At 39.1% G+C, this 24,304-nt stretch carries 26 protein-coding genes and 1 rRNA gene (1 of these 27 running past the window's edge); 19 read left to right on the top strand and 8 right to left on the bottom strand.

The genetic code is table 11. The features are described from left to right. Nucleotides 1-18: 18 nt before the first annotated feature. Entirely contained in the window at nt 19-240 is a 222-nt protein-coding gene (locus ACXYMX_RS10320; RefSeq protein WP_459044153.1) for a DUF1128 domain-containing protein, read from the bottom strand. Between the two features lie 269 nt (nt 241-509). On the opposite strand from ACXYMX_RS10320, the gene ACXYMX_RS10325 reads away from it, so the two are divergent. Then, the gene (locus ACXYMX_RS10325; protein ID WP_459044154.1) at nt 510-863 is read left to right on the top strand and encodes a YtxH domain-containing protein; all 354 of its coding nucleotides are present in this window, start codon (nt 510-512) and stop codon (nt 861-863) included. Nucleotides 864-897: 34 nt separating this feature from the next. Continuing rightward, nucleotides 898-1,887 (top strand): YihY/virulence factor BrkB family protein, encoded by a 990-nt coding sequence (locus ACXYMX_RS10330; RefSeq protein ID WP_459044155.1) that lies wholly within the window; start codon nt 898-900, stop codon nt 1,885-1,887. A gap of 278 nt (nt 1,888-2,165) precedes the next feature. Here ACXYMX_RS10330 and ACXYMX_RS10335 read toward each other — a convergent pair whose 3' ends face one another. The 3 genes from ACXYMX_RS10335 to ACXYMX_RS10345 form a co-directional block, all read right to left on the bottom strand. Further along, entirely contained in the window at nt 2,166-2,549 is a 384-nt protein-coding gene (locus ACXYMX_RS10335) for an OsmC family protein (protein ID WP_459044156.1), read from the bottom strand. A gap of 126 nt (nt 2,550-2,675) precedes the next feature. Beyond that, the gene (locus ACXYMX_RS10340; protein WP_459044157.1) at nt 2,676-3,479 is read right to left on the bottom strand and encodes a polysaccharide deacetylase family protein; all 804 of its coding nucleotides are present in this window, start codon (nt 3,477-3,479) and stop codon (nt 2,676-2,678) included. 48 nt (nt 3,480-3,527) lie between these two features. Next, nucleotides 3,528-4,439 carry a TIGR01777 family oxidoreductase gene (locus tag ACXYMX_RS10345; RefSeq protein ID WP_459044158.1) on the bottom strand — a complete coding sequence of 304 codons (912 nt, stop codon included), beginning with the start codon at nt 4,437-4,439 and terminating at the stop codon, nt 3,528-3,530. 84 nt (nt 4,440-4,523) lie between these two features. Between ACXYMX_RS10345 and recX the strand changes: the two genes are divergently transcribed. Both recX and ACXYMX_RS10355 read left to right on the top strand, forming a co-directional pair. Beyond that, nucleotides 4,524-5,336 (top strand): recombination regulator RecX, encoded by an 813-nt coding sequence (gene recX, locus ACXYMX_RS10350; RefSeq protein ID WP_459044159.1) that lies wholly within the window; start codon nt 4,524-4,526, stop codon nt 5,334-5,336. Continuing rightward, nucleotides 5,326-5,658: a YfhH family protein gene (locus tag ACXYMX_RS10355; protein ID WP_459044160.1), complete on the top strand. Its 333-nt coding sequence runs from the start codon at nt 5,326-5,328 to the stop codon at nt 5,656-5,658. Before recX ends, ACXYMX_RS10355 begins: the two co-directional genes overlap by 11 nt. A 41-nt stretch (nt 5,659-5,699) precedes the next feature. Here ACXYMX_RS10355 and ACXYMX_RS10360 read toward each other — a convergent pair whose 3' ends face one another. Next, complete coding sequence (locus ACXYMX_RS10360; RefSeq protein ID WP_459044161.1) at nt 5,700-6,683, bottom strand: metal-dependent hydrolase; 984 nt, start codon at nt 6,681-6,683, stop codon at nt 5,700-5,702. Nucleotides 6,684-6,789: 106 nt separating this feature from the next. On the opposite strand from ACXYMX_RS10360, the gene mutY reads away from it, so the two are divergent. From mutY to nikC, 10 genes are all read left to right on the top strand, one after another. After that, nucleotides 6,790-7,851, top strand: a complete 1,062-nt coding sequence (mutY, locus tag ACXYMX_RS10365) for an A/G-specific adenine glycosylase (protein ID WP_459044162.1) — start codon at nt 6,790-6,792, stop codon at nt 7,849-7,851. Further along, entirely contained in the window at nt 7,838-8,584 is a 747-nt protein-coding gene (fabL, locus tag ACXYMX_RS10370; RefSeq protein WP_459044163.1) for an enoyl-[acyl-carrier-protein] reductase FabL, read from the top strand. The genes mutY and fabL overlap by 14 nt, the downstream gene beginning before the upstream one ends. 62 nt (nt 8,585-8,646) lie before the next feature. Then, nucleotides 8,647-8,889, top strand: a complete 243-nt coding sequence (locus ACXYMX_RS10375; protein WP_459044164.1) for a gamma-type small acid-soluble spore protein — start codon at nt 8,647-8,649, stop codon at nt 8,887-8,889. Nucleotides 8,890-9,145: 256 nt separating this feature from the next. Next, a complete protein-coding gene (gene ntdP / locus ACXYMX_RS10380) occupies nt 9,146-9,691 on the top strand; it encodes a nucleoside tri-diphosphate phosphatase (RefSeq protein WP_459044165.1) in 546 nt (181 codons plus the stop codon). 51 nt (nt 9,692-9,742) lie between these two features. After that, the gene (locus ACXYMX_RS10385; RefSeq protein ID WP_459044166.1) at nt 9,743-11,494 is read left to right on the top strand and encodes an ABC transporter ATP-binding protein; all 1,752 of its coding nucleotides are present in this window, start codon (nt 9,743-9,745) and stop codon (nt 11,492-11,494) included. A 165-nt stretch (nt 11,495-11,659) separates the two neighbouring features. Continuing rightward, a complete protein-coding gene (locus ACXYMX_RS10390) occupies nt 11,660-12,679 on the top strand; it encodes an ABC transporter ATP-binding protein (protein ID WP_459044167.1) in 1,020 nt (339 codons plus the stop codon). Beyond that, nucleotides 12,654-13,634, top strand: a complete 981-nt coding sequence (locus ACXYMX_RS10395) for an ABC transporter ATP-binding protein (RefSeq protein ID WP_459044168.1) — start codon at nt 12,654-12,656, stop codon at nt 13,632-13,634. The genes ACXYMX_RS10390 and ACXYMX_RS10395 overlap by 26 nt, the downstream gene beginning before the upstream one ends. Before the next feature lie 26 nt (nt 13,635-13,660). Beyond that, the gene (locus ACXYMX_RS10400) at nt 13,661-15,325 is read left to right on the top strand and encodes an ABC transporter substrate-binding protein (RefSeq protein ID WP_459044169.1); all 1,665 of its coding nucleotides are present in this window, start codon (nt 13,661-13,663) and stop codon (nt 15,323-15,325) included. A gap of 137 nt (nt 15,326-15,462) precedes the next feature. After that, nucleotides 15,463-16,467 carry an ABC transporter permease gene (locus tag ACXYMX_RS10405; protein ID WP_459044179.1) on the top strand — a complete coding sequence of 335 codons (1,005 nt, stop codon included), beginning with the start codon at nt 15,463-15,465 and terminating at the stop codon, nt 16,465-16,467. A 17-nt stretch (nt 16,468-16,484) separates the two neighbouring features. Continuing rightward, the gene (gene nikC, locus ACXYMX_RS10410) at nt 16,485-17,381 is read left to right on the top strand and encodes a nickel transporter permease (protein ID WP_459044170.1); all 897 of its coding nucleotides are present in this window, start codon (nt 16,485-16,487) and stop codon (nt 17,379-17,381) included. A gap of 77 nt (nt 17,382-17,458) precedes the next feature. Here the strand turns inward: nikC and ACXYMX_RS10415 are convergent, their stop codons facing one another. Then, nucleotides 17,459-18,544, bottom strand: a complete 1,086-nt coding sequence (locus ACXYMX_RS10415; protein ID WP_459044171.1) for an FUSC family protein — start codon at nt 18,542-18,544, stop codon at nt 17,459-17,461. Nucleotides 18,545-18,593: 49 nt separating this feature from the next. Further along, the gene (locus ACXYMX_RS10420) at nt 18,594-19,889 is read right to left on the bottom strand and encodes a glutamate-1-semialdehyde 2,1-aminomutase (RefSeq protein ID WP_459044172.1); all 1,296 of its coding nucleotides are present in this window, start codon (nt 19,887-19,889) and stop codon (nt 18,594-18,596) included. 140 nt (nt 19,890-20,029) lie between these two features. Here ACXYMX_RS10420 and bcp point away from each other — a divergent pair, with 140 nt between their 5' ends. The 3 genes from bcp to perR all read left to right on the top strand — a co-directional run bounded on the left by bcp (nt 20,030) and on the right by perR (nt 22,024). Then, nucleotides 20,030-20,506 (top strand): thioredoxin-dependent thiol peroxidase, encoded by a 477-nt coding sequence (bcp, locus tag ACXYMX_RS10425; protein ID WP_459044173.1) that lies wholly within the window; start codon nt 20,030-20,032, stop codon nt 20,504-20,506. 19 nt (nt 20,507-20,525) lie between these two features. Then, nucleotides 20,526-21,470 (top strand): D-2-hydroxyacid dehydrogenase, encoded by a 945-nt coding sequence (locus ACXYMX_RS10430; protein WP_459044174.1) that lies wholly within the window; start codon nt 20,526-20,528, stop codon nt 21,468-21,470. Nucleotides 21,471-21,580: 110 nt separating this feature from the next. Further along, entirely contained in the window at nt 21,581-22,024 is a 444-nt protein-coding gene (gene perR, locus ACXYMX_RS10435) for a peroxide-responsive transcriptional repressor PerR (protein ID WP_459044175.1), read from the top strand. A 45-nt stretch (nt 22,025-22,069) separates the two neighbouring features. On the opposite strand, the gene ACXYMX_RS10440 is transcribed toward perR, so the two are convergent. Next, nucleotides 22,070-22,441, bottom strand: a complete 372-nt coding sequence (locus ACXYMX_RS10440) for a YgzB family protein (protein WP_459044176.1) — start codon at nt 22,439-22,441, stop codon at nt 22,070-22,072. A 130-nt stretch (nt 22,442-22,571) separates the two neighbouring features. Here ACXYMX_RS10440 and ACXYMX_RS10445 point away from each other — a divergent pair, with 130 nt between their 5' ends. Continuing rightward, nucleotides 22,572-23,429, top strand: coding sequence for a nucleotidyltransferase-like protein (locus tag ACXYMX_RS10445; RefSeq protein ID WP_459044177.1), 858 nt, complete (start codon nt 22,572-22,574; stop codon nt 23,427-23,429). A 469-nt stretch (nt 23,430-23,898) separates the two neighbouring features. Next, nucleotides 23,899-24,304: ribosomal RNA gene (locus tag ACXYMX_RS10450) — 16S ribosomal RNA — on the top strand (it continues 1,060 nt past the right edge of the window).

Here is a 24,304-nt window from a genome sequence, read left to right on the forward strand (position 1 = left end):
GTTTTTCAATACATATTGCTACTTTCTAAGTGAGCCAAGCTCAGCTACAATTGCTTCCATTTCGTTAGAGCTGATATGCTGACGTTTCATTACCATGTTATACATGAAGTGAAGATCTTCATACTTGTCTGTATTGAAGTTCTCCGCTCTCATCGCATCGACATTGACCATGCGAAGTTTTTCTTTCATATGTTCAATCATATACATAACATTTTCCTCTGAGGGTTTTGTTAAATCCATAGTTGGTATCCGCCTTTCATTAGTTTCTGACTTATCATTTCATTAAATACGAATAGTGTCAAACAGAAATGAATGAAATGTTTATTTAAATACACTTATTTTCAGGAAAAGTTCTATCTTTTAGATAAAGTGAATATACCTTCTCTAACGATAAATGGAATTACTTCATGCAGTAGTTATTATAATAATTCGTTAATATTCGGTTTTTATTGTATGATTTAAGGGTATAAATAAAATATGGGAAAATGGTCAAGTAGGAGGTAATTTATGTGGGGAAAAATAAATTCGGTCAATTTGTTTTAGTAGGAGCAATTACAGGTGGTTTAGTTAGTATGCTCGATCGTAGCACAAGAGAGCAAGTTGCAAAACAGCTTAAGGATGGTATGTCTAAAACTCGTTATTATTCAAGAAATCCAGAAATCTTAAAGTCTAGGGCTATGGACAAAAAAGAACAAATTCAAACAATAGTAGAACAATTTACTGAAGATGCTACCTATATTAAAGGTAAGGTTGATGAATTAAGATTACTTACGCCACAAGTGAAAGAGTTAGTTGTAGAGACAAAAGAAGCTTTTGTAGAGGCAAAAGATGATTATTCTACACTTGTGAATAAAAACCAATAAATAGAGAAGTTGCTGTGAAAGGGGTTAAGAAAAATTGAAGAAAAAAATACATAAAACTCCTGAAACGGAAGGTGAAAAGATTTCTGAAGTGCAAATAAAGAAAAAAGAAATAAGTGGATTTGTTAATAACTTGGCTATCGTTAAATTCTTTGATGATGTAAAAGACAGCGAAGTCAATCAGTTTGACGTGACAACGAAAAGTGGGTTTCTTAAGGAATTGATTACGCGAATCAAGAAGGTAGATGTTACGGGATTAGCATCACAATTAGCTTTCTTTTTCCTGTTATCTTTGTTTCCGCTACTCATATTTTTAATAACGCTACTTCCATATTTAAACTTAGATGAAGGACAGCTCTTTATTTTTATTAGAGAGTATGCACCGCTTAGTGTGTCATTGCTTATTGAGAGTACGTTAGGAGAAGTATTAAGTGACCGAAATGGTGGCCTTTTATCAATCGGCGCACTTGCGACAATTTGGTCAGCATCCAAAGGAATGAATGCCCTATCAAAAGCATTAAATCTCTCTTATTTTACAGAAGAAACACGTTCGTTTTTAGTATCGAGACTGATGTCAGTAGTATTTACGGTTGTTCTTATTGCTGTTTTAGTAGTGGCGCTTACTTTACCTATATTCGGTCAACAAATAGGTGTTCTAGTATTCTCTTACCTAGGTTTAGAAAATAATTTCCTTCAACTGTGGAACCAATTACGTTGGATACTGCCGCCTGCATTAATCTTTATGGCTTTTTCGGTTATTTACTGGCTTGTTCCTAATTTGAAATTACGTTTCATAAGTGTTTTACCAGGAGCTATATTTTCTACAGTAGGATGGATATTAACATCGTTAGGTTTCTCGTACTATGTTGGGAACTTTGCAAGCTATTCCAGCACATATGGTAGTATAGGTGCGATTATTGTCTTGATGATGTGGCTCTACTTTTCCGGAATCATTTTAATGCTCGGTGGTCAAATTAATGCAGTAACAACAGAAAGGCATGAAGCAATGAAGGTTGATTTGAAATAAGGTATATAGTTCTTTAGAATTATTTAATTAATTATGAAGTTAGAATATTTACAATACACAATCTATGTGTTATGATTCAATTAATCAATCAGCAAGGGAGGGCGTAGTGTATAGACGAATCGAATCCGAGGGAAGAGGAGGGGATCCGTAAAAGTCTTTGTGGTTGATGATACCTAAAAGACGACTACGACTTATGGAAATTGATAACGAAGATTCATTTCATATGTAAAAGGCTCAGCCGTAATCTGAAAACCAGATATGGACTGAGCCTTTTTTGTTTATTTAATTTCAAACGAGTCGACAACTTCTATAGAGTTGAGGACCGATTGCACCATTGAACAATTTTTTCGAGTTAATTCCATTGCCTTCTCCATTTTTGCTTCGGTTATTTTCGGGCCCTTAATAATAAAGTGTAAATGTACTTTTTCAAGTCTATTTGCAATGGCCTCATTCCGACTAACTTCTTTTACTTGAATGAATATATCTTCGGCAGGAATACGCATTTTTTCAAGTATGTTCCGAAGTACACCCCCACTACATACCGCAAGTGAAGAGACTAGCAGTTGATATGGTCTGAAACCATACTGATCATCTCCTGAAACAATAAGGGATCCAAATTCGGTCTCGGTTTTAAACCCATTATCCATCATTTTAAATTCCATATGTAACACCTCCCTATTAAGAGATTATACAGGGTTTATATAAATAAGGGAGTTCTAAAAAAGCGTCCAATTATATGGCCGCTTTTTTATGATTTTATAAGAGTTAATGTATTGTAAGATTGGTTTTCATCTTAAGAATGTATCGACATTTTCATATTCCATGACAAGATCATCTAGTGAGCGGAAAGAATACCCCGCCTTTTTGGCATCTTGTATGAAGGAAGGGAGTGCTTCCGAGTTATCCGAAGCAACTGTATGCATTAAAATTACTGCGCCAGGATGCAATTGATTCATCAATTCGTTGTAGGCGAAGTCACGGCCACGTGGCTTGTCAGCATACCAATCAATGAATGCGACAGACCAAAAGATATGTCTATATCCAAGTTTGTTTCCAGTCGCAAGAAGTTTTTCATTAAAAATCCCTTTCGGCGGTCTGGCATATATTGTACGTTCTACTCCAGTTAATTCTTTTAGTTTATTATCGAACCGAGTCCATTCTTCTTCAATCGCGCTTTCGGATAAATTTGCCATGTTCGGGTGATCATAGGAATGATTGCCAATACCATGCCCATCTGCGATCATGCGTTTAACAAGTGGTGTTGCACTTGTTAAGTAGTGACCAGTCAGAAAAAAAGTTGCTGGTGCTTCTTCTTGTTTTAATGTATCTAGAATGGATTCAGTAAACCCATTTTCGTAGCCATTATCAAAGGTTAAATAAACAATCTTTTCGTCGGGTTTGCCTTTATAAATTGCTCCGTACTTATCCAGTAATGAATCGAAGGAACCGCCCGCAACTGGAGGTTCACCACCTGTTGCTTTTTTAAAACCCCAATGAAATTCTTCAGCTCCCGCAGTAAATGGATTCAGCAAAACTCCAGATACGACAATAACACTTGCTAATAAAATACCTTTCCAGTGCTGTATCGCCATAAAAAATGCACCCTTCCTTTTTAGGTAGGATGCGTAATATACATAAATTTATTCCTTAGAGTTCGAGAACAAATTTTCCAATGCAGATTCTAAAGAAGGAAATTTAAATTCAAAGCCATTTTCGATTAACACCTGAGGTAAAACATGTTGACCTTCAAGAACGAGAGCACTTTTTTTGCCGAGGGCTAACTTCATCATAAACGAAGGGACTGGAAACCAGTGAGGTCGATGTAAGGCGGTGCCAATAGTTTTTCCAAAATATTTCATACGTTTTGGAAAAGGAGATGTTAAATTTACAGGTCCTTCAACATTGGAGTTTTCTAGAACGAAAGCAATTCCTCGGGCGACATCTTCAACATGAACCCAAGATAGCCATTGCTGACCTGAACCAACTGTCCCGCCAACAAATAATTTATAAGGCAACACCATAAGTGGAAGTGCCCCTTCATCCTTGCCAAGCACGACACCAAATCGTGTACATACGACACGTGTCCCATTCTTTTGAGCTGTAGTTGCTTTCTTTTCCCAATCATGCACAGTGCGAGCAAGAAAGTCGTTGGCAACCTCTAGGGATTGCTCTGTGTAAACAGCGGTTTCAGACGCTGGATAAATACCAATCGCGCTGGCGTTAATTAAAACAGAAGGATTCGAAGGAAGCGCATCGATAATGCGTAGCAATTCGTCAGTCGCAGTCATTCGACTCTCGTAAATCTTTTTTTGATGTTCGTCCGTCCATCGACCATCGTTTATCGAAACCCCAGCTAGATTAATGAATGCTTCAACGCCTAATAATTCCTCTTCTGGAGAGTCTCCGTCACCAAGCCATTTCACATAAGAAACCTTTCCAACATCTGATTTTGCTCTTCGCGACAATATAACAATATCGTGACCTGCTTCTAAAAGAACGTTTGTTAATATAGAACCGACAAAACCTGAACCGCCTGTAATAGCTATTTTCATAATTGCACCTCCAGTTAATGAATGCATAAAGCTGAATTGAAACGTTAGAACATGTATACTAATAGAAAGTTAGGGGGAGTAAATGTGCCAGTTATCACCAAAATAACACAACAAAAGAAAGATAGCGAACGGTATAATATATTCCTTGATGAGAAATATGCCTATAGTGTGCATGAGACCGTTCTTGTGAAATTTGGACTTACAAAGGGAATGACCCTAGAAGATTGGTCCATAGATGAAATGGTTTATGAAGATGAAGTAAGTAAGGCCTTTAACCGTGGACTCCATTTTCTCGGCTTTAGAATGCGAAGCGAGTTTGAAGTGAAAACGAAATTACTTGATGCCGGCCACGGTGAGGCGGTCGTTCTTGAAGCAATCGTCAAACTACGCAAATTAGGTTTTCTTGATGATGAAAACTTTTCTGAAGCACTTCTTCAAACTCAAAAACGAACGTCAGGTAGAGGACCAAGGGCAATTCAACAAGAACTTCAAAAGAAGGGGATTGGAAAAGAATTGCAAAAAGAAGTGTTGGATTCATATTCAGAAGAAGAACAAGTTGAAGTCGCAAGAAAACTTGCAGAAAAGACAGCTTCATCGAATCGTTCTTCATCGCCCAGGCAACTTCAACAACGAATTCAAAATGCATTGCTGAGAAAAGGGTACTCCTATGACATTATCAAACAAGCGATGGCGGATATAGATTTTGAAAGAGAAGATGATGAATGGGAAGAAATTACTTCGACCATTGGTGAAAAGGCTTGGCGACTTTATAGCTCTAGGTTTACTGGAAGAGATCGACTGAATCGTGTGAAACAGGCCATGTATCAAAAAGGGATTCCTTTTGATCGTATAGATGATTTTATTGAGAAAAAGGAGAATGAAGAAAATGACGATTGACAAAAAGTATTCTGAGATGAATGAAAATGAGTTGCGAGCAGAAATCGGCAGGTTACGTGAAAAAGCAATTAAAGCAGAGCAATTGGGCATAATAAATGAATATGCGGTGTATCAACGAAAAGTAATGATGGCACAAGCTTACTTGGTAGATCCAAAGTCAATCATACCGGGAGAAATCTATCGAATTGATGGAGACGAAGGAATGTTTTTTCAAGTTGACTACTTAAAGGGACGCTTCGCTTGGGGCTACAGACTGGGTGGCACAAAAGCCGAAGAAGCGTTGCCAATATCTATGCTGAAGTCGGTTAAAATCGGTAAATGAAAAGGAATGGCTAGGATAGAATCGAACTATCCATAGCCATATCAGGAATTCGGAATAAAATTCAATTTCTTATTGAGCTTGTCTTCTGAAAATATCCAACCAGTATATGAGTTAATCACATTTAATTCAGAGTCGACATGAGCGACTGCGACAAACGGATAATACCCTTTACTGCGATAGCGTAAATCGATTAAGCGGATTTCACTTATATTTTCTATTTCTGTAATACTCCATCTATAAATAGGTGAGAAAGATGTGAAAGCTTCCATGTTTTTATCTTTCATTGCGACTTCGACTGCTGGTGTTATCGGCATGGAGTTTCTTTCGAAACGATCGTAAATGTTAACAGATCGGCCATAAGCACGGCCAACGTAGTGGCATTCTTTGGTGGACGCAGCGATTCTCCACTGGAAAAATCGGATTGTAGGAGCAATATAAATCTCCTCTGCATTAGGAACAGTATTATATACAGCTTGTTTAACGGCAGCTTTGATTGCAAAGCGCAATAAATAATAAAAGAAGATTATTATATATGTTGTTATCATTGTAACAACTGGATCTGCACCCATTGTCCAAATCGTTAGCGCCACAACATGTAGTGCGAATATTATGGGGTCAAATGTATTAATGACCCCTAAGGCGACCCACTGATGTGAAAATGGTCGTAAAGCCTGCGTGCCATACGCGTTAAAAATATCGACAAACACATGTAAAAATACGGCTAGGAACGTCCAAGCCCACAAGTGAAGTAAATTTGCTCCGGGCATTAAGAAGTACAACACAAGTGAAATGAGAATGGGCCATAAAATTACGGCCGGAATGGAATGAGTAATTCCTCGATGGTGGCGTATGTAAATCGCGTTATTTCTAAGTTTTAAAACCGTATCCACGTCCGGGATTAACGAACCAATAATAACCCCTGTTAATACGGCGGTCATTGTCGTGGGTTCTGCTAGAACTACTGGGTCTATCATTGTAAGTCCTCCCAGTGCAACGCCCATAACAATATGTGTTCCTGTATCCAAAAAAATCAGCTCCTTTTGCTAAGGTGCAATTCGAATTTTAGTTAACTACTCACTTATCTATACCCTTATAGGTCTAGGAGTAAGCATTAAAGAACTGGAGACAATTATGCAAATACTTGAAGAAAAAGTTGATTTTAGAGATGCTCTCATTTCTTGGTACAAAGAAGAGAAGAGAGATTTACCTTGGCGAAAAACATCGAATCCTTACTACATATGGATTTCAGAAGTAATGTTACAACAAACTCGGGTCGATACCGTTGTTCCCTATTATGAACGATTTATCTCGAAATATCCAACAATGGAAACACTTGCGGATGCCGAGGAAAACGATTTATTGAAAATGTGGGAAGGTCTGGGGTATTATTCTAGGGTTCGAAATTTACAAGCGGGTGTAAGGGAAGTTGTCGAGAGTTACGGGAGTGAAGTCCCCTCAAATCGACAAGAAATTTCAACGTTAAAAGGGGTAGGTCCATATACAGCGGGTGCAATATTAAGTATCGCTTTTGGAGTTTCAGAGCACGCTGTAGATGGAAACGTGATGAGAGTAATCTCAAGGTTATTATTAATTGAAGAGGACATTTCAATTGCGCGAACGCGAAAAGTATTTGAAGAGGTTGTTATGGAACTAATAGATCCAAGCGATCCATCGTCATTTAATCAAGGGCTGATGGAACTTGGCGCGACGATTTGTACGCCAAGACCTAAATGTTTACTTTGCCCAGTACGTGAATTTTGTTCTGCATTTCATGAAGGTAGGCAAGAAGAACTTCCTGTTAAAACAAAGAAAGTGAAAAAGAGAACGGTTTCGGTGATGTCCTTTGCTATTTCTAATGCTGAAGGAAAATGGTTGCTTGGAAAACGTCCTGAAAAAGGGTTACTCGCAAATCTTTGGGAATTTCCAATGGTTGAACTAACGAGTGAAATCGACCCGATAGATGCATTTGCTAACCAATTTGGAAGTGAATTAGAAAAAAACGTTGAACTCGTTACTTTTAAACATTTATTTTCTCATATTACATGGGAGTTAAAAAGCTATCGCGCACGATTAAAAAATGCAGAAAAGATACCTAAAGGTTTTCAATATTTTACAAAAGAAGAAGTGGAGGCATTACCTAAGCCTGTACCAGTTCTAAAAATTTGGGAGGAATTAAAAAATGACAACTACTAAAGTGGCGATGGTCACAGGAAGTTCTAGAGGGTTAGGAAAAGCACTAGCAATTGAACTTGCAAAAAATGGGTACGATATTGTTGTGAACTACGCGCGTAGTAGATCGGCAGCGGAGGAAACAGTGAAAGAAATCGAGGCGCTAGGAAGAAAAGCGCTAATGATAAAAGCGAATGTTGGAGACGTGAAAAAACTTCGTGCGATGTTTGAACAAGTAAAAGAAGAGTTTGGATGTTTAGATGTATTTGTTTCAAATGCTGCATCCGGTGTCTTGCGCCCGATAATGGAACTGGAAGAAAACCACTGGGACTGGACGATGAATATAAATGCCAAAGCGATGTTGTTCGGTGCTCAAGAGGCTGCAAAATTAATGAATGATGGTGGAAAAATTATCGGTGTAAGCTCATTAGGCTCCATTCGTTATTTGGAGAATTATACGACTGTGGGTGTATCAAAAGCTGCCATCGAATCCATTACGCGTTATTTGGCGGTTGAGTTGGCACCGAAAGGGATTGCCGTCAATACGGTTTCTGGAGGAGCGCTTGATACGGAAGCATTGAAACATTTTGCCAATCGCGAAGAGCTTCTTGAGGATGCAAGAGTGAATACTCCAGCGGGACGTATGGTAGAAATAAGCGACATGGTAAAGGCTGCTATGTTTCTCATTTCGGACGATTCAAATATGATTCGAGGGCAAACAATAATCGTTGATGGCGGTCGTTCTATTTTAATGTAAAACTTACCATGAATGAAAGGTCAGTTCTGTGCACATGTTAATGAGCACGGAGGTGATAATCCATGAAGAGTCAAAACCCTTATCAAAAAAAGAACCAGAACCAAATGGGCCAGGAATTTGCATCCGAAACTGATGTGAATCAGGTACGAAAGCAAAACCAACAATCTGCACAGCAGTCACAGGGCCAAAACCAAATGTACGAGGAGTTTGGATCTGAAACTGATGTGAATCAGGTGAAGAAACAAATTCAAAAAGCTGAAGCAAACAAGCAACAAGCTTCACAAAAAAATACAAATCAATACTAAAATGGTTCTGGGTAAGAGGATTAACATCGCCGGTCGACGGGAGCACAAGGCTTCCGTCGATTTTTATATTTACTTTAACTAAAATCCCTTTAAAATATGTGGATTATTCATCTAAGGCATTAAACAGTGAATGTAGGTTTTAAACCGGATTACTTTCAACTTTATGTGAAATGTTGGTATAATGGTAGAATTATTAATACTTATCCGAAACGAAGCTGCGAAAGAAATTTTAGGGCATTATAAAGGTGGGATTTAAATGGCGATTCCTTCAGAAGGGGAAACGATTCAAGTACATAGTTACAAACACAATGGTCATATTCATCGCGTTTGGCAGGAAACAATGGTGCTAAAAGGAACACGAAATATTGTAATCGGAGCAAACGAACGAACGCTTGTAACCGAAGCGGATGGTCGTACTTGGTTAACTCGTGAACCTTCCATTTGTTATTTTCATGCGGAACATTGGTTTAATATCATATGTATGTTGCGGGAAGACGGGGTTTATTATTACGTGAATATGAGCTCACCGTTTGTCTATGATAACAAATCACTAAAATATATTGATTATGACCTTGATGTGAAAGTTTTTCCTGATATGAGTTATATGATACTCGACGAGGATGAGTATGCAGTTCATAAAAAGCAAATGAACTATCCTCAAGTTATTGATCAGATATTACATAATAACTTGGACCGTCTATTGAGTTGGATTAAGCAACGAAGAGGTCCATTTGCATCTGATTTTATAGACGTCTGGACTCAGCGGTATGAGTTCAATAAACAATTACGAAATAACACTTAAGAGAGCCTTGCCGAAATTCGGCGGGCTCTTTCATATCAGGAGGAAATTCAGATGGGCGATAGCATTAAACGTTATTTACGTTTTGTAAAGCCGTACAACTGGCAAATACTATTTACACTTTTCATCGGTATTATTAAGTTTGCCATTCCATTGTTTATCCCAATTTTAATTAAGGTAGTCATTGACGATATTATCGGTTCTCCGGTATTAACCAATGAGGAGATGACAAGGCAACTATTTTATTGGGTAGGGGGAACAGTCCTAATATTCTTCATTATTCGCCCCCCAGTGGAATATTATCGACAATACTATGCGCAATATGTGAGCAACAAAATACTCTATGATATTCGACAAGAACTGTATTCACATTTGCAAAAGTTAAGTTTAAGGTATTATTCGAATACACGTGCGGGAGAAGTTATTTCACGAGTTATTAATGATGTTGAGCAAACCAAAAACTTCGTCATGATAGGTTTAATGAACGTTTGGTTAGACCTAGCAACCATTTTAATTGCTATAGGTATAATGTTGTCAATGGATGTAAAACTGACACTAGTGACATTAATCGCATTTCCCTTCTATGCGTTTAGCGTCAAATATTTCTTTGGCAAACTGAGAGTACTTACTCGCAAACGATCACAAGCACTTGCAAATGTTCAAAGTTATTTACATGAACGTGTTGCGGGAATCAGTGTGATTAAAAGTTTTTCAATTGAGAAAGAAGAACAAAAATTATTTGATGAAACAAACGACGACTTCCTTAATAAGGCCCTTGATCATACTAGATGGAATGCGAAAGCCTTTGCCGTTGTTAATACAATTACTGACGTCGCACCGCTTTTAGTTATTGTGTATGCGGGTTATCAAGTAATCAATGGACCGCTTTCAGTCGGAACAATGGTGGCTTTTATTGCGTTTATTGATCGACTGTATGGTCCTCTTCGTAGATTGGTGAATTCTTCCACGACATTGACCCAAGCATTTGCTTCAATGGATCGGGTATTTGAATTAATTGAAGAGAAATATGATATTACGGATGTAGAAGGTGCAAAACAACTTCCACCTATTGATGGGAAAATTGAATTTGATAAAGTGAGCTTCTCCTATGAAAAAGGCGGAGACATTGTATTAAAGGAAATCGACATTGCGATTGAACCCGGGAATACCGTTGCATTTGTTGGAATGAGCGGCGGTGGGAAGTCCACAATTGTAAGCCTTATACCAAGGTTTTATGACGTGACAAGTGGGGAGATTCGGATCGATGGACATGATATTCGGAAGGTTCAAACAAAATCTGTTCGGGATCAAATAGGAATTGTTATGCAAGACAGTATTCTTTTTAGCGACTCAGTGAAAAGCAATATATTAATGGGGAAACCAGGAGCAACGGATGAAGAAGTTATCAGTGCAGCCAAAGCAGCAAATGCTCATGAATTTATTGAAGGATTGCCGTTAGGTTACGATACAAAAGTTGGAGAACGCGGCGTGAAGTTATCGGGTGGGCAGAAGCAACGAATAGCTATCGCTCGTGTGTTCTTGAAAAATCCGCCCCTACTTATATTAGATGAAGCAACATCTGCACTTGACCTAGAAAGCGAATCACTTATCCAAGATTCACTTGAAAGACTGGCGAGTGACCGTACAACGTTAATTGTTGCTCATAGATTATCAACAATCACACATGCAAATACGATTTTCGTCATTGATTCGGGAGAAGTTAAAGAGCAAGGCACACACGATGAGTTAATGGATAAAGAAGGAATTTACTTTAATCTGTTTCAAGTGCAACAACTGGGAAGATAAGAAAGTAACGAAAAGTACTACAGCCTTTAAATGGTGTAGTACTTTTTTGACATCTGGTTTCATAAATTTTCTAAATACTGTTGTAATTAAGAAAACATTCATTATACTAGAGTTAATAGATTAAACATATCCAAATATAATATGTGTTTAGAAAAAGGTGATCTGATGAATGAAAGAAAAACTGTTCTCCAGGTAAACGATTTACAGACTACCTTTTTTACGGATTCTGGGGAGATTCCAGCTGTGGATCATATTGATTTTCATGTGAAAGAAGGAGAAGTCCTAGGAATTGTTGGAGAGTCAGGCTGTGGTAAAAGTGTGACTTCTTTATCAATAATGGGACTAGTACCAAATCCTCCAGGCAAGATTGTTGGAGGAGAGATACTCTATGAAGACAAGGACTTACTGAAAATGTCAGAGAAGCAAATGCGACATATTCGTGGGAACGAGATTGCTATGATCTTTCAGGAGCCGATGACGTCTTTAAATCCTTTATTCACTATTGGAAATCAAATGATGGAAGCGATTCGAATTCATGAAAAAGGTTGGTCAAAAAAGAAGGCTGTTACCCGTGCTGTTGAAATGCTTAAGCTAGTTGGACTTCCGAGAGCGGATGATTTGATGAAAGATTATCCACATCAGCTATCCGGCGGAATGAGACAACGCGTGATGATTGCAATGGCGCTCGTTTGTAATCCTAAAGTTCTAATTGCGGACGAACCAACAACGGCACTGGATGTAACAATTCAAGCCCAAATTTTAAAGTTAATTAGAGAATTGAATACAAGATTAAATACCGCTGTGATTCTTATCACTCATGATTTGGGTGTTGTTGCAGAGACATGTGAACGTGTAGTTGTAATGTACGCAGGTCAAATTATTGAAGAAGCATCAGCACATACAATATTTAACAATCCAGAGCACCCTTATACCAAAGGGCTTATTCAATCGGTACCAGATATGCGTCAAAAGAAAGATCGATTGTACTCGATACCAGGAAATGTACCAAGGCCTGGAACGATAAAGCAAGGATGTAGATTTGCATCACGTTGCGAGTTCGCATTCGACCGTTGTCTCCAAGAAAATCCCGAGTTATACGAAACGTCAACTGCCCATAAAACGCGATGTTTCTTGTACAGTGAAAAAGGAGTGGGGTCGCTTGACAAATCCGTTGTTGAAAGTTGAAGGGTTAAAAAAGTATTTTCCGGTTAAAAAGGGCTTGCTTGCTCGAACAGTGGGACAAGTAAAAGCAGTGGATGATGTATCATTTTTTGTGAATAAAGGAGAAACACTTGGGATTGTAGGCGAATCAGGGTGTGGTAAATCAACAACCGGTAGAATGTTAATGAGACTACTCGAGCCAACTGAAGGTAAAGTCGAATTTGATGGCAAAGATTTGACAGCGCTTACATCTAGGGAGATGCGTAAGGTTAGAAGTGATATTCAGATGGTATTTCAAGACCCTTACGCGTCCTTAAATCCTCGGCATACAATTGAAAAGATTTTGTCCGAACCATTAATTGTTCATGGTGTAGAAAATGCCAAAGAACGAAAAGAAAAGGTGCATAAGTTTTTAGAAATTGTCGGACTAAGTGCATACCATGCCAAAAGGTACCCACATCAGTTCAGTGGAGGCCAAAGACAACGAATTGGTATTGCCCGAGCACTGATGACAAATCCGAAGTTAATAATTGCGGATGAACCAGTTTCAGCTTTAGATGTGTCTATTCAAGCTCAAGTTCTTAATCTTATGCAAGATTTACAGAAAGAGTTTGATTTAACGTATATATTTATCGCACATGATCTTGGAGTCGTTCGTCATATTAGTGACCGAGTAGGCGTAATGTATCTTGGTAAAATTGTTGAACTAGCCAATAGTGAAGACTTATATGAAAAGCCATTACATCCATATACACAAGCATTATTATCCGCGGTCCCAGTTCCTGATCCGGATTTTGTGAAAAATGAAATATTGCTTGATGGAGACATACCGAATCCGGCAAATCCACCAACAGGGTGCACATTCCATACACGATGTCCATACAAGATGGATATTTGTGTTACTTCAATTCCGAAGCTTCAGGAAATGAACCAAGGTCATTCTGTTGCTTGTCATCTTTATAGTGACAAGCAACAATGATATAAAAACGATATGGAGGGGTCAGTATGAAGAAAAGTAAGTTTTGGGTACTTTTATTAGTTCTTCTACTTGCATTGTCAACTGCTTTAGCAGCTTGTTCTAAGGACAGTGGAGATGAAGGCGATAAAGAAGACGACAAAGAAAGTCCGGTAACGACGGATAAAGAAACAGATGAAGAGGAAGAAGCGGATGGTTCGAAAGGTGATAAAACACTAGTCTTCGGACGTGGTGCGGATTCAACTTCTTTGGATCCTTCAAGAGTAACTGAAGGTGAGTCATTTAAAGTAACGAAAAACCTTTACGAAACGCTAGTTGAATTCGGCGAGGGAGATACAACAGTTGGAGAAGGTCTTGCAACTGCATGGGAGCCAACTGAAGATGGATTGATGTATACATTCACACTTCGTGAAGGTGTGAAATTCCATGATGGCACAGACTTTAATGCTGATGCTGTTGTCTATAACTTTGAGCGCTGGGCAAATGGGGATGCAGAAATGTTCCCTTACTACAGCTCGATGTTCGGAGGATTTAAAGACGATGAAGGACGCGTAATTGAATCTGTAACTGCAGATGGTGACTATACAGTTGTCTTTAAACTTACACGTGCACAGGCTCCATTCCTTAAGAATCTTGCAATGAATATGTTCGCAATTGCTAGCCCTGCTGCAATTGAAGAATTTGGCGACAAACTGGGAAGCAACCCGGTTGGTACTGGTCCATTCAAGTTTGTAGAGTGGCGTCCAAATGAAACGATTACAATTGAGCGTTTCGAAGATTATTGGCAAGAAGGTTTACCGAAACTAGCTCGAGTTATTTTCAAATCTATTCCTGATAACTCAGCACGACTTAATGAATTATTAGCTGGAGATATCGACCTTGCGGATGGAATTGATCCATCTGATGGAGTAACAATTGAAGATAATGCCGATTTACAGCTATTCGTTCGTCCTTCTATGAACGTTGGATATCTAGGACTTACAGTAACTCGTCCTCCGTTCGATAAAAAAGAAGTACGTCAAGCAATGAACTACGCGATTGATAAGCAGTCAATTATTGATGCATTTTTTGAAGGGCGCGCAGTAAGTGCGAAAAACCCGATTCCACCTTCAATTTCTGGCTACAATGATGATATTGAAGAGTACCCATATGATCCTGAAAAAGCAAAAGAACTTCTTGCTGAAGCTGGATTAGCCGATGGATTTGACATGGACCTATGGGCAATGCCGGTTCCACGTCCTTACATGCCAGACGGCGGTAAAGTAGCAGAAGTTATTCAGAAAAACCTTGCAGACGTTGGAATTAATGCGAAAATCGTTCAGTTTGAATGGGCAACTTACCTTGAGAAAGCAAGTAATGGTGAGGCAGATGCATTCATGTTAGGTTGGACTGGTGACAACGGTGATGCGGATAACTTTATCTATGTACTTCTTGACAAAGATAATATTGGAAGCAATAACTATACGTACTATGAGAATGACGAACTTCATGATTTATTGATTGAAGCTCAAACTGAAGTTGACGAAGATAAGCGAAATGAAATCTACAAAAAAGCTCAGGAAATTATTCATGAAGAAGCTCCGTGGGTTCCACTTGCTCACTCAACACCACTTCTAGGTGGAGCTGCAAACCTAACTGGATTTGTACCACATCCTACTGGGTCTGACTGGTTATCTACTGTAGATTTTGAGTAATAAATAATAGAAGAGGGGAAGTCTGTTTGATTTCCCTCTTTTTTTCATCTAGTCTCCAGCGCCTAGCCTCGACAGGCACTTGCGCTTTTGGGTTTTCATTCGATTACATAATTAGAAGAGTTGGAGAGGTGAAGAAAATGCTCAGCTATATAGGGAAAAGATTGCTGCAGCTTATTCCTGTCCTGCTTGGGATGACATTTATCGTATTTCTAATCATCCGAGCGATTCCGGGTAATCCGGCACAAATGATTCTAGGTCAGCAGGCGACAGCAGAGGCTGTTGCAGCCTTATCAGCAAAACTTGGATTAGATAATCCGTGGTATATCCAATATTTTAAGTATCTGGGTGATATATTAACGGGTGATTTAGGCGAGTCAATGAGAACTAGAACACCGGTTGCTGATGAACTGTGGCCATATCTAGCGGCTACTGCTGAACTAGCTTTCTTCGCAATAATCATAGCCATTGTAGTAGGAATCAATGCGGGAATTGTTTCGGCTTGGTTTCAAAATTCTTGGTTTGATTACACAGCAATGGTTTTAGCGTTAATTGGTGTATCTATGCCGATTTTTTGGCTTGGTCTTATGGGGCAATGGGTATTCGCTTTGGAGCTTTCTTGGTTACCAGTGACTGGCCGCGAACAAGTTAGGGATCCGGTGCAATCAATTACGAATTTTTACGTGTTGGATACAATTTTACAAGGGCGTTATGATCAGTTATGGGTAGTAATTAAGCATTTAATTTTACCTGGTTTAGCACTTGCAACCATTCCGATGGCAATTATTGCACGAATGACGCGCTCAAGTATGCTTGAAGTAATGCGTTCTGATTATATACGTACTGCTAGAGCGAAAGGTCAAAAAATGTTCTGGGTTGTTTATAAGCACGCTCTTAAAAACGCAATTATACCTGTATTGACGATTATTGGGTTGCAAATGGGAATGCTTCTAGGTGGAGCGATCTTGACGGAAACAATCTTTGCTTGGCCAGGAATCGGAAGATACATTTATGACGCTATAAACTTCCGTGATTATCCAGTAATCCAGTCAGGAATTCTTGTGGTCGCATTTATTTTCGTCATGATAAACTTATTTGTCGATTTACTCTACAGCTTAATAGACCCGAGGATTAAATATGATTAAGGAAGGGGGAAGCATGTATGTCAGACTTTGCAGCAAAGCCAAAAGATCTGAATGAAGCGGAAATTGACAAAGTATCAGGACCTTGGCGAGAAGCCTGGAACGGATTTAAGAAGAGTAAAATTGCGGTTGTAGGAGCAGTTATTGTTCTTTTCTTTGTTCTTCTAGCTCTATTCGGACCGCTTATTGCTCCAGAAGGCATTAACGACCAAGAATTGTCTGATCGCTTATTGCCCCCTTCATCAGAGTATTGGTTTGGGACGGACGATCTTGGGAGAGATATTTTCTCCAGAATTATTCATGGTGCACGTATTTCACTTTGGGTAGGATTCTTTGCAGTTATTGGCTCTTCAGTAGTTGGTAGTCTTTTAGGAATTATTGCAGGATATTATGGGCGTTGGGTTGATGCGATTATTTCCCGTATTTTTGATATTATGCTTGCTTTTCCTTCGATTCTACTTGCGATTGCTGTAGTATCGGTCCTTGGACCTTCCTTACGAAATGCGCTTATCGCTATTGCGATTATTAATATACCGAATTTCGGCCGGCTTATTCGTTCGAAAGTGTTAAGTATCAAAGAAGATGAGTATATAACCGCAGCCAAAGGTATTGGAATGAAAGATGCTCGAATTTTGTTCTCTCATATTTTACCGAATTCGATGGCTCCTGTAATCGTACAAGGAACGTTGGCGGTTGCTACTGCAATACTTGAAGCCGCTGCTCTTGGATTTCTTGGTCTTGGTGCACAGGCGCCAGATCCGGAATGGGGAAAGATGTTAGCTGATGCAAGGAAGTATTTACAAAGCGCTCCATGGACAATGATTTTTCCGGGTCTTGCGATCATGTTAACGGTACTCGGATTCAACTTAATGGGGGATGGATTGCGTGATGCACTTGATCCTAAGATGAAAAGCTAATAAAAAAAGCGTTCTTCCGTCAGTAAAAATTGACGGGAGAACGCTTTTTACACTTAGTGACATATCATCTGTTCACCTTAATAAATTTCTTCTTCTAGCTCCGAATTGACTTCATAATTGTGATGCCTTTGAAGGGAGACGATTAGTAAATCTAGGTGTTCAAGCTGTTCTTCATAATTCAATATGGCTGAAAGAACATGTAATAAGTGATACGTAGAAAATGTTTCATCTTCTTCTTTCGTTACTGTTATTTCTTTTATAAAGATTTCCATAACTTCAAAGCGCTGCAAATAATCTTCCTCGAAGCCGAACCCCATATTTTCTGCTTTAAGTTTACCTACAAATTTGAGGTGTAGTTGTTCATGATACGTCAGAAGGGAATCAAGCCGTTCTTGAATCATCATGCGAAAATGTTCAGGTAACTCGGTAAGTTCATTCTCAAATTTATGGAGCCTTTTTAACACATCGTAACTGCTTCTTGAAGTTGCAATCATTTGCCGATAAACAACTAGCTTTCTAGCTTTTTCTCTTGATGCTTTTTTGAAGTAGCTACGTTCTTCTTTATAGAAGAGAAAGGTCTGATCTATTTGTGAAAGTCTGTCTTTCAGTTTCGTTAATGACTTTTTAGTTGCAATATGCTCTGAAGCCTGCCTGCCTGCTAAACGTGTCCACCGAATAATTTCGTCTTGTGCTTGATGAATCGATTGGAACAACTTCGATTCGTACTTGGGTGGTACGAATAACAAATTCACTGAAAACGAAGCCATAACACCGATAACAATTGTAAGGAAACGGAGTAAAGCAAAGGATAAAAATTCATCTCCCCTAATTTCCATAATTGCAATCATCATAACAAGTGCCATCGAAATAGACTTTTCAAGGCCTAATTTAACCATTATTAAGATGATGATAACAGCAGCCAAACCAACAATAACGAGTTGGTGTCCGAAAATTAGAACGAAAGAAATAGCAATGATTGCTCCAATTATGTTTCCTTGAATTTGTTCAACGATTGTTAAATAGGAACGATAAATGGACGGTTGAATCGCGAAAATAGCGGCGATTCCAGCGAATACTGGATTTGGAAGACCTAATGATTGGGCTATGAATAAGGCCAAAACAATCGCGACGCCGGTTTTAACAATGCGAGCACCAAGTACCATGCGATATTTCCTTTCTTTTTCTGAGTGCTTCTAATTGAATAAAACACTCTTAAATAGTTGATAGTTCCTTAAATGACCGATCGACAGCTTTGAGTGTCTCTTGAATGTCTTCTTCGGTATGAGCTGTTGTCAAAAACCAAGCTTCATATTTAGATGGGGCAAAGTTGATGCCGTTTTTAAGCATAAGCATAAAGAACTTGGCGAATACGTCACCGTCTGTCGCTTCTGCTTGTTCGTAATTCTCAACTTTTACGTCAGTGAAGAACAAAGTCAATGCTCCGCCAAGACGGTTTGTTGTTAAAGTAATACCATGTTTGTTGGCGGCCTCCAAAATACCCTCTTCAAGAATGGATCCAAGGCGATCCATTTCTTCGTAAACGCCGGGTTGTTGAAGAACTTCTAAACATGCGATTCCAGAAAGCATAGAAGCTGGATTTCCAGCCATCGTTCCGGCTTGGTATGCAGGTCCAAGGGGTGCTACTTGTTCCATTATCTCTTTTTTACCACCATACGCGCCAATAGGAAGTCCACCGCCAATAATTTTCCCCATTGCGGTAAGGTCAGGTGTGAATCCGAGTAAATCTTGGGCAGCGCCGTAGTGGAAACGAAAGGCGGTAATGACTTCATCGTAAATTGTAAGTGCGCCTTTTTCAGCTGCGCGTTCGTGTACGTTTTCTAAAAATCCTTTGTTTGGCTCAACGATACCAAAGTTACCGACGATTGGTTCGATTAGAATGCAAGCAATTTCATCTCCCCATTTATCCATTGCTTCATTAAAAGCAGCAGGATCATTAAATGGAATTGTAATTACTTCTTTAGCCGTTTCAGCTGATACACCTGCCGAGTCTGGTGTTCCGAGAGTAGCTGGACCAGATCCTGCTGCAACGAGCACTAAATCGAAATGGCCGTGATAACAACCAGCAAATTTCATGATTTTAGTTCGACCTGTATATGCTCTTGCTACTCGAATGGTAGTCATAACAGCTTCAGTACCTGAGTTGACAAAGCGAACTTTATCCATAGCGGGAATTGCTTCTTTTAGCATTTTCGCAAATTTCACTTCATGTTTTGTAGGTGTTCCATAAAGCACGCCGGTTTCCGCGGCTTGTACGATAGCTTTAGTAATATGTGGATGTGCGTGACCAGTAATAATCGGACCATATGCTGCTAAATAGTCAATATATTTATTACCGTCAACATCCCAGAAATAGGCTCCTTCTGCTCGTTCCATAACTGTTGGGGAACCACCTCCGACTGCACGGTAGCCGCGCGAAGGGCTATTAACACCCCCAACGATATGTTCGCATGCTTCATTATAAATTCTTTCTGAATTAGTTCTTTCCATGTATATTCCTCCGTTCAACTTACTACTCTACCTATTGTAAACAATACAGCAACAATACGCCAAAGAAATTGAATAATACTCATTTATTGGGTAGGATTAAGGATAGAAACTGTTTGAAGAATCTGAAAGGGGATTATTAAATGACGAATCTTGAAGGACAAAAAGCACCTGAATTTACACTGACCAATGAAAAAGGTAAAGAGGTTTCGCTAACTGACTTTGCTGGAGAAAAATATGTCATTCTTTATTTTTATCCAAAAGACGCAACTCCAGGGTGTACTACTCAAGCATGTGATTTTAGAGATGCCTTTGAAGACTTTAGTGAGTTAAATGCCGTTATTCTTGGAGTTAGCCCGGATAATGCAGCATCACATGAAAAATTTATTGAAAAGCAAGGGTTGCCATTTTCTTTGTTAGTGGATGAAGAACACGTCGTATCTGAGCAATACGGTGTTTGGAAATTAAAGAAAATGTTTGGCAAGGAATTCATGGGGATAGAAAGGTCGACATTTTTGATTGATCCTAAAGGTGTGGTTGTAAAGGAATGGCGTAAAGTTAAGGTGAAAGGTCATATAGAAGAGGCGTTAGCCAATTTAAAGGAACTATCTAATTCCTAATTGAGAAGGGGACTGGGAAATGGAAGTCTTATTTACATTTGATGTTAAAGATGTGTTGAAAGAAGAACTTAAGTTAAGATTTCCAGAACTGACAATTCATTATACAAAAAAAGGGGAAAGCATTGAAGCAAGTTTTGCTGAAGTGTTAGTTACATATGGGTCAGACATAGATGTAGAGTTGTTAGATAAAGCGAAAGAGCTTAAATGGATTATGGTAGGGTCAGCGGGCGTCGATAAAATGCCGCTTTCTGAAATTGCGGATAGGGATATATTACTGACGAATGCAAGTGGTATTCATAAAACACCGATGGCAGAATCTGTACTTGCGCATATACTAGCTCTTCGTCGATCACTCTATGAAATGTATGAATCTCAAAAAGAGAAAGTATGGGGAAATAAAATTCGTTCAGCAGAACTAAGAGGATCGACAGCGCTCATCCTAGGGCCGGGTGAGATTGGTTCCGAAATAGGAAGGTTATTGCAAGCATTTGGAGTGCATACGATAGGATGTAATCGATCAGGTCGTAAAAGTACATCAATGGATGAAATAATTGTTTTCGGTGAATTGATTGAACGGATTCCTGAAGCAGATATTGTAGTATCGGTACTTCCTAGTACTATGGAGACGAAAGGTCTTATTTCAGCAGATGTTTTTAGCGCTATGAAAGAAACAGCAGTATTTATGAACTTTGGTCGAGGGGATCTAGTTTGTGAATCTGTGCTTCTTGATGCTTTGGAGGGGAATAAGATTGCTCATGCAGTCCTAGATGTATTCGAGGTTGAGCCGCTTTCGAAAGATAGTAAGTTATGGACGCTTGAAAATATTACAATTTCACCACATATATCAGGCTTGTCTGGTAAGTATGTTGAAAGAACGCTAGATATATTTAGTGATAACTTGGAAATATGGCTTAAAGGTGATAAGAACTTAGTAAATCTAGTTGACTTAGATCAGGGATACTAAAAGAGGGCAATGATGGGCGCGTCGCTTTAGTTGACATATGGCTTCAATTTTAAGTAAACTAATTGTAACGATTACAAAGTAATAATTAATATGAATTGAGGTGCATAGCGATGTCTGAAGTGATATTGAAAGACGCGCTGGACACGTTGAAAAGTAGGGGAGTACGAATTACCCCCCAAAGACATGCCATTTTAGAATATCTAGTATCAACCAAGTCACACCCTACGGCCGATGAAATATATAAAGCACTTGCAAGTGAATTTCCGAATATGAGTGTTGCAACGGTTTATAATAATCTTCGAGTGTTTCGAGGTGCTTCACTCATTAAAGAACTCACATACGGTGACGCTTCAAGTCGATTCGATTTTGTGACACACCATCACTATCATATTATATGTGATGATTGTGGAACGATTGTTGATTTTCATTATCCGGGATTGGACGAAGTTGAACATCTCGCCTCCCATGTAACTGGATTTAAAGTAAACACACACCGTATGGAAGTGTATGGTACATGTCCAACGTGCGTAAGTGCAGTAACTAGCTCTAATTAAAAATCCGGAATGCCTTCAAGAAGGCGTTCCGGATTTTTTTCAGTATTAATTTGGTTTATTTTCATCTTGTGTTTTTTGTGGTCGATTATATGCTACATCAAAATCTTTGCCTTCAAGCGTAGGATCTAAGGTCAAAGGTTCACGGCAATGTCCACACATGTCGACTCGCCCAAGCATTTTCGTTTGTTTCCCACAACTTGGACAAACTATTTGTACTGCTCTTGTAGAGAGTGAACCAATCCAGGCGTATACAACTGTGCTTGCAATAATGGCAAGTACACCAAGAAACATAAATATAAGCATGACAATCTCGTTTTTTCTAAAGAAGATACCGAGATACATGATGACTACGCCAATAAAGATTAGTGAAAGAGCGAAAGAGCGTATGCGGTTTATCTTGTTTTTATATGGTTTCACGTAGCGTTCCTCCTTAATATATCCTCAACTACTATAGCATATATTTTCTTTTTCGCGTTATAAATGGAGCTCGATTGAAGGATTTGATAGACTAGTCGTCGAAAGTACATACAAGGAAAGAGGTGATCAAGTGGAACAAATGCTTAGGGCGATTTATCAAGAACGAGCAAGTTCTCCAGAAACGCTCGGTGTTATTCTTGTTGAAAAGCGTGAGAAAGGGGATCCTGTTACGGATACCTTTGATGCAATACTCTTAATTATTACTGCTGACGAAACAATGCCTATTCATACAAAACATTATGTGGATAGTTCAGGGAAAGCTGCAATGCATACTATTAGTGAGAAACAACTACGTAAATGGCTTCTACTTGGATCTAGACGTAAGGTGGTAGATTGGTTGTTCAATGGCAAGGTCTATTTTGACAGAAATGAATTTATTGAAAATCTAAAAGTTGAATTTCCTTTTCATGGACAGAAAATAAAAATGGGCTTGGAATTCTCTAAGCTTGTTAGATCATATATGGAAGGTAAAACTTTTTATGAGCAAGGTGATTATATGGACGCATACAATCATGTTGTTGAATCATTGCACCACCTTGCCAGACTTGCAGTTATCGAGAACGGGCTTTTTCCCGAGATGACAGTTTGGTCTCAAGTGAAAAAGATAGATCCGGCAATTTATAAGTTATACGAGGAATTAATTACGAGTGATGAACCGATTGAGAAAAGGTTGGAGCTTCTTTTCCTTGCAAGCGAGTTTTTCATATACAATCGGACAACAGATGGTGCGGATCATATAATGAATGTAATGTCTAAACAGAAAGAATGGAAAATACAAGAGCTTCATGAACATGAAGAACTGAAAATGTATTCGATTGATTTGGAAGTGTTTATTGAATTCCTCGTCGAAAAAGGATGTATAGAGGTTGTAGAAATCGAATCGAAAAACGAAAAGATTTTTCATAGAGATTATAGAGTTTCTATATAGGCACTGTAGTAACAAGGCGACTTTACGTCGTCTTTTATTATTGTGTTGACACAATAACAGATACTGTGTTATTCTATTGTTTGTCGCTTGAAGCAAGAAAAAATGATTCGAAAGAATCGAATGAAATCATTTGAAAATAACTATTGACTTCCTGAGATGTTAGAGTTACATTAGAGAAGTCGCCGTTACGAGAGTGATTAAAAATAGGCGTCATATTGAACCTTGAAAACTGAACAGCAAAACGTCAAGAAATACACGCGAGAGTATTTATACTCAAGCGAAAAACGAACCTTCGGGTTCAAGTCAGCAAGAAATGAGCAATCATTTTCTTCTGTAATAACTGCTGGCGGTCGAGACGTAGTGAAGTGCTAGGAAACGAGTGAGAGATGAAGGGAGCGTACTTTTGGGTACGTGACCGACTGAACAAACGAAGTTGACGACGCAATTCGCTATGTATCGGACGTCAGATATTATGGAGAGTTTGATCCTGGCTCAGGACGAACGCTGGCGGCATGCCTAATACATGCAAGTCGAGCGAAACTTATAGGAGCTTGCTCCTATAAGTTTAGCGGCGGACGGGTGAGTAACACGTGGGCAACCTGCCCTGCAGATGGGGATAACTCCGGGAAACCGGGGCTAATACCGAATAATCAGTACGTCCGCATGGACGTGCTCTGAAAGACGGTTTCGGCTGTCACTGCAGGATGGGCCCGCGGCGCATTAGCTAGTTGGTAAGGTAATGGCTTACCAAGGCGACGATGCGTAGCCGACCTGAGAGGGTGATCGGCCACACTGGGACTGAGACACGGCCCAGACTCCTACGGGAGGCAGCAGTAGGGAATCTTCCACAATGGACGAAAGTCTGATGGAGCAAT

The sequence above is a fragment of the Sporosarcina sp. CAU 1771 genome, from assembly GCF_054482775.1.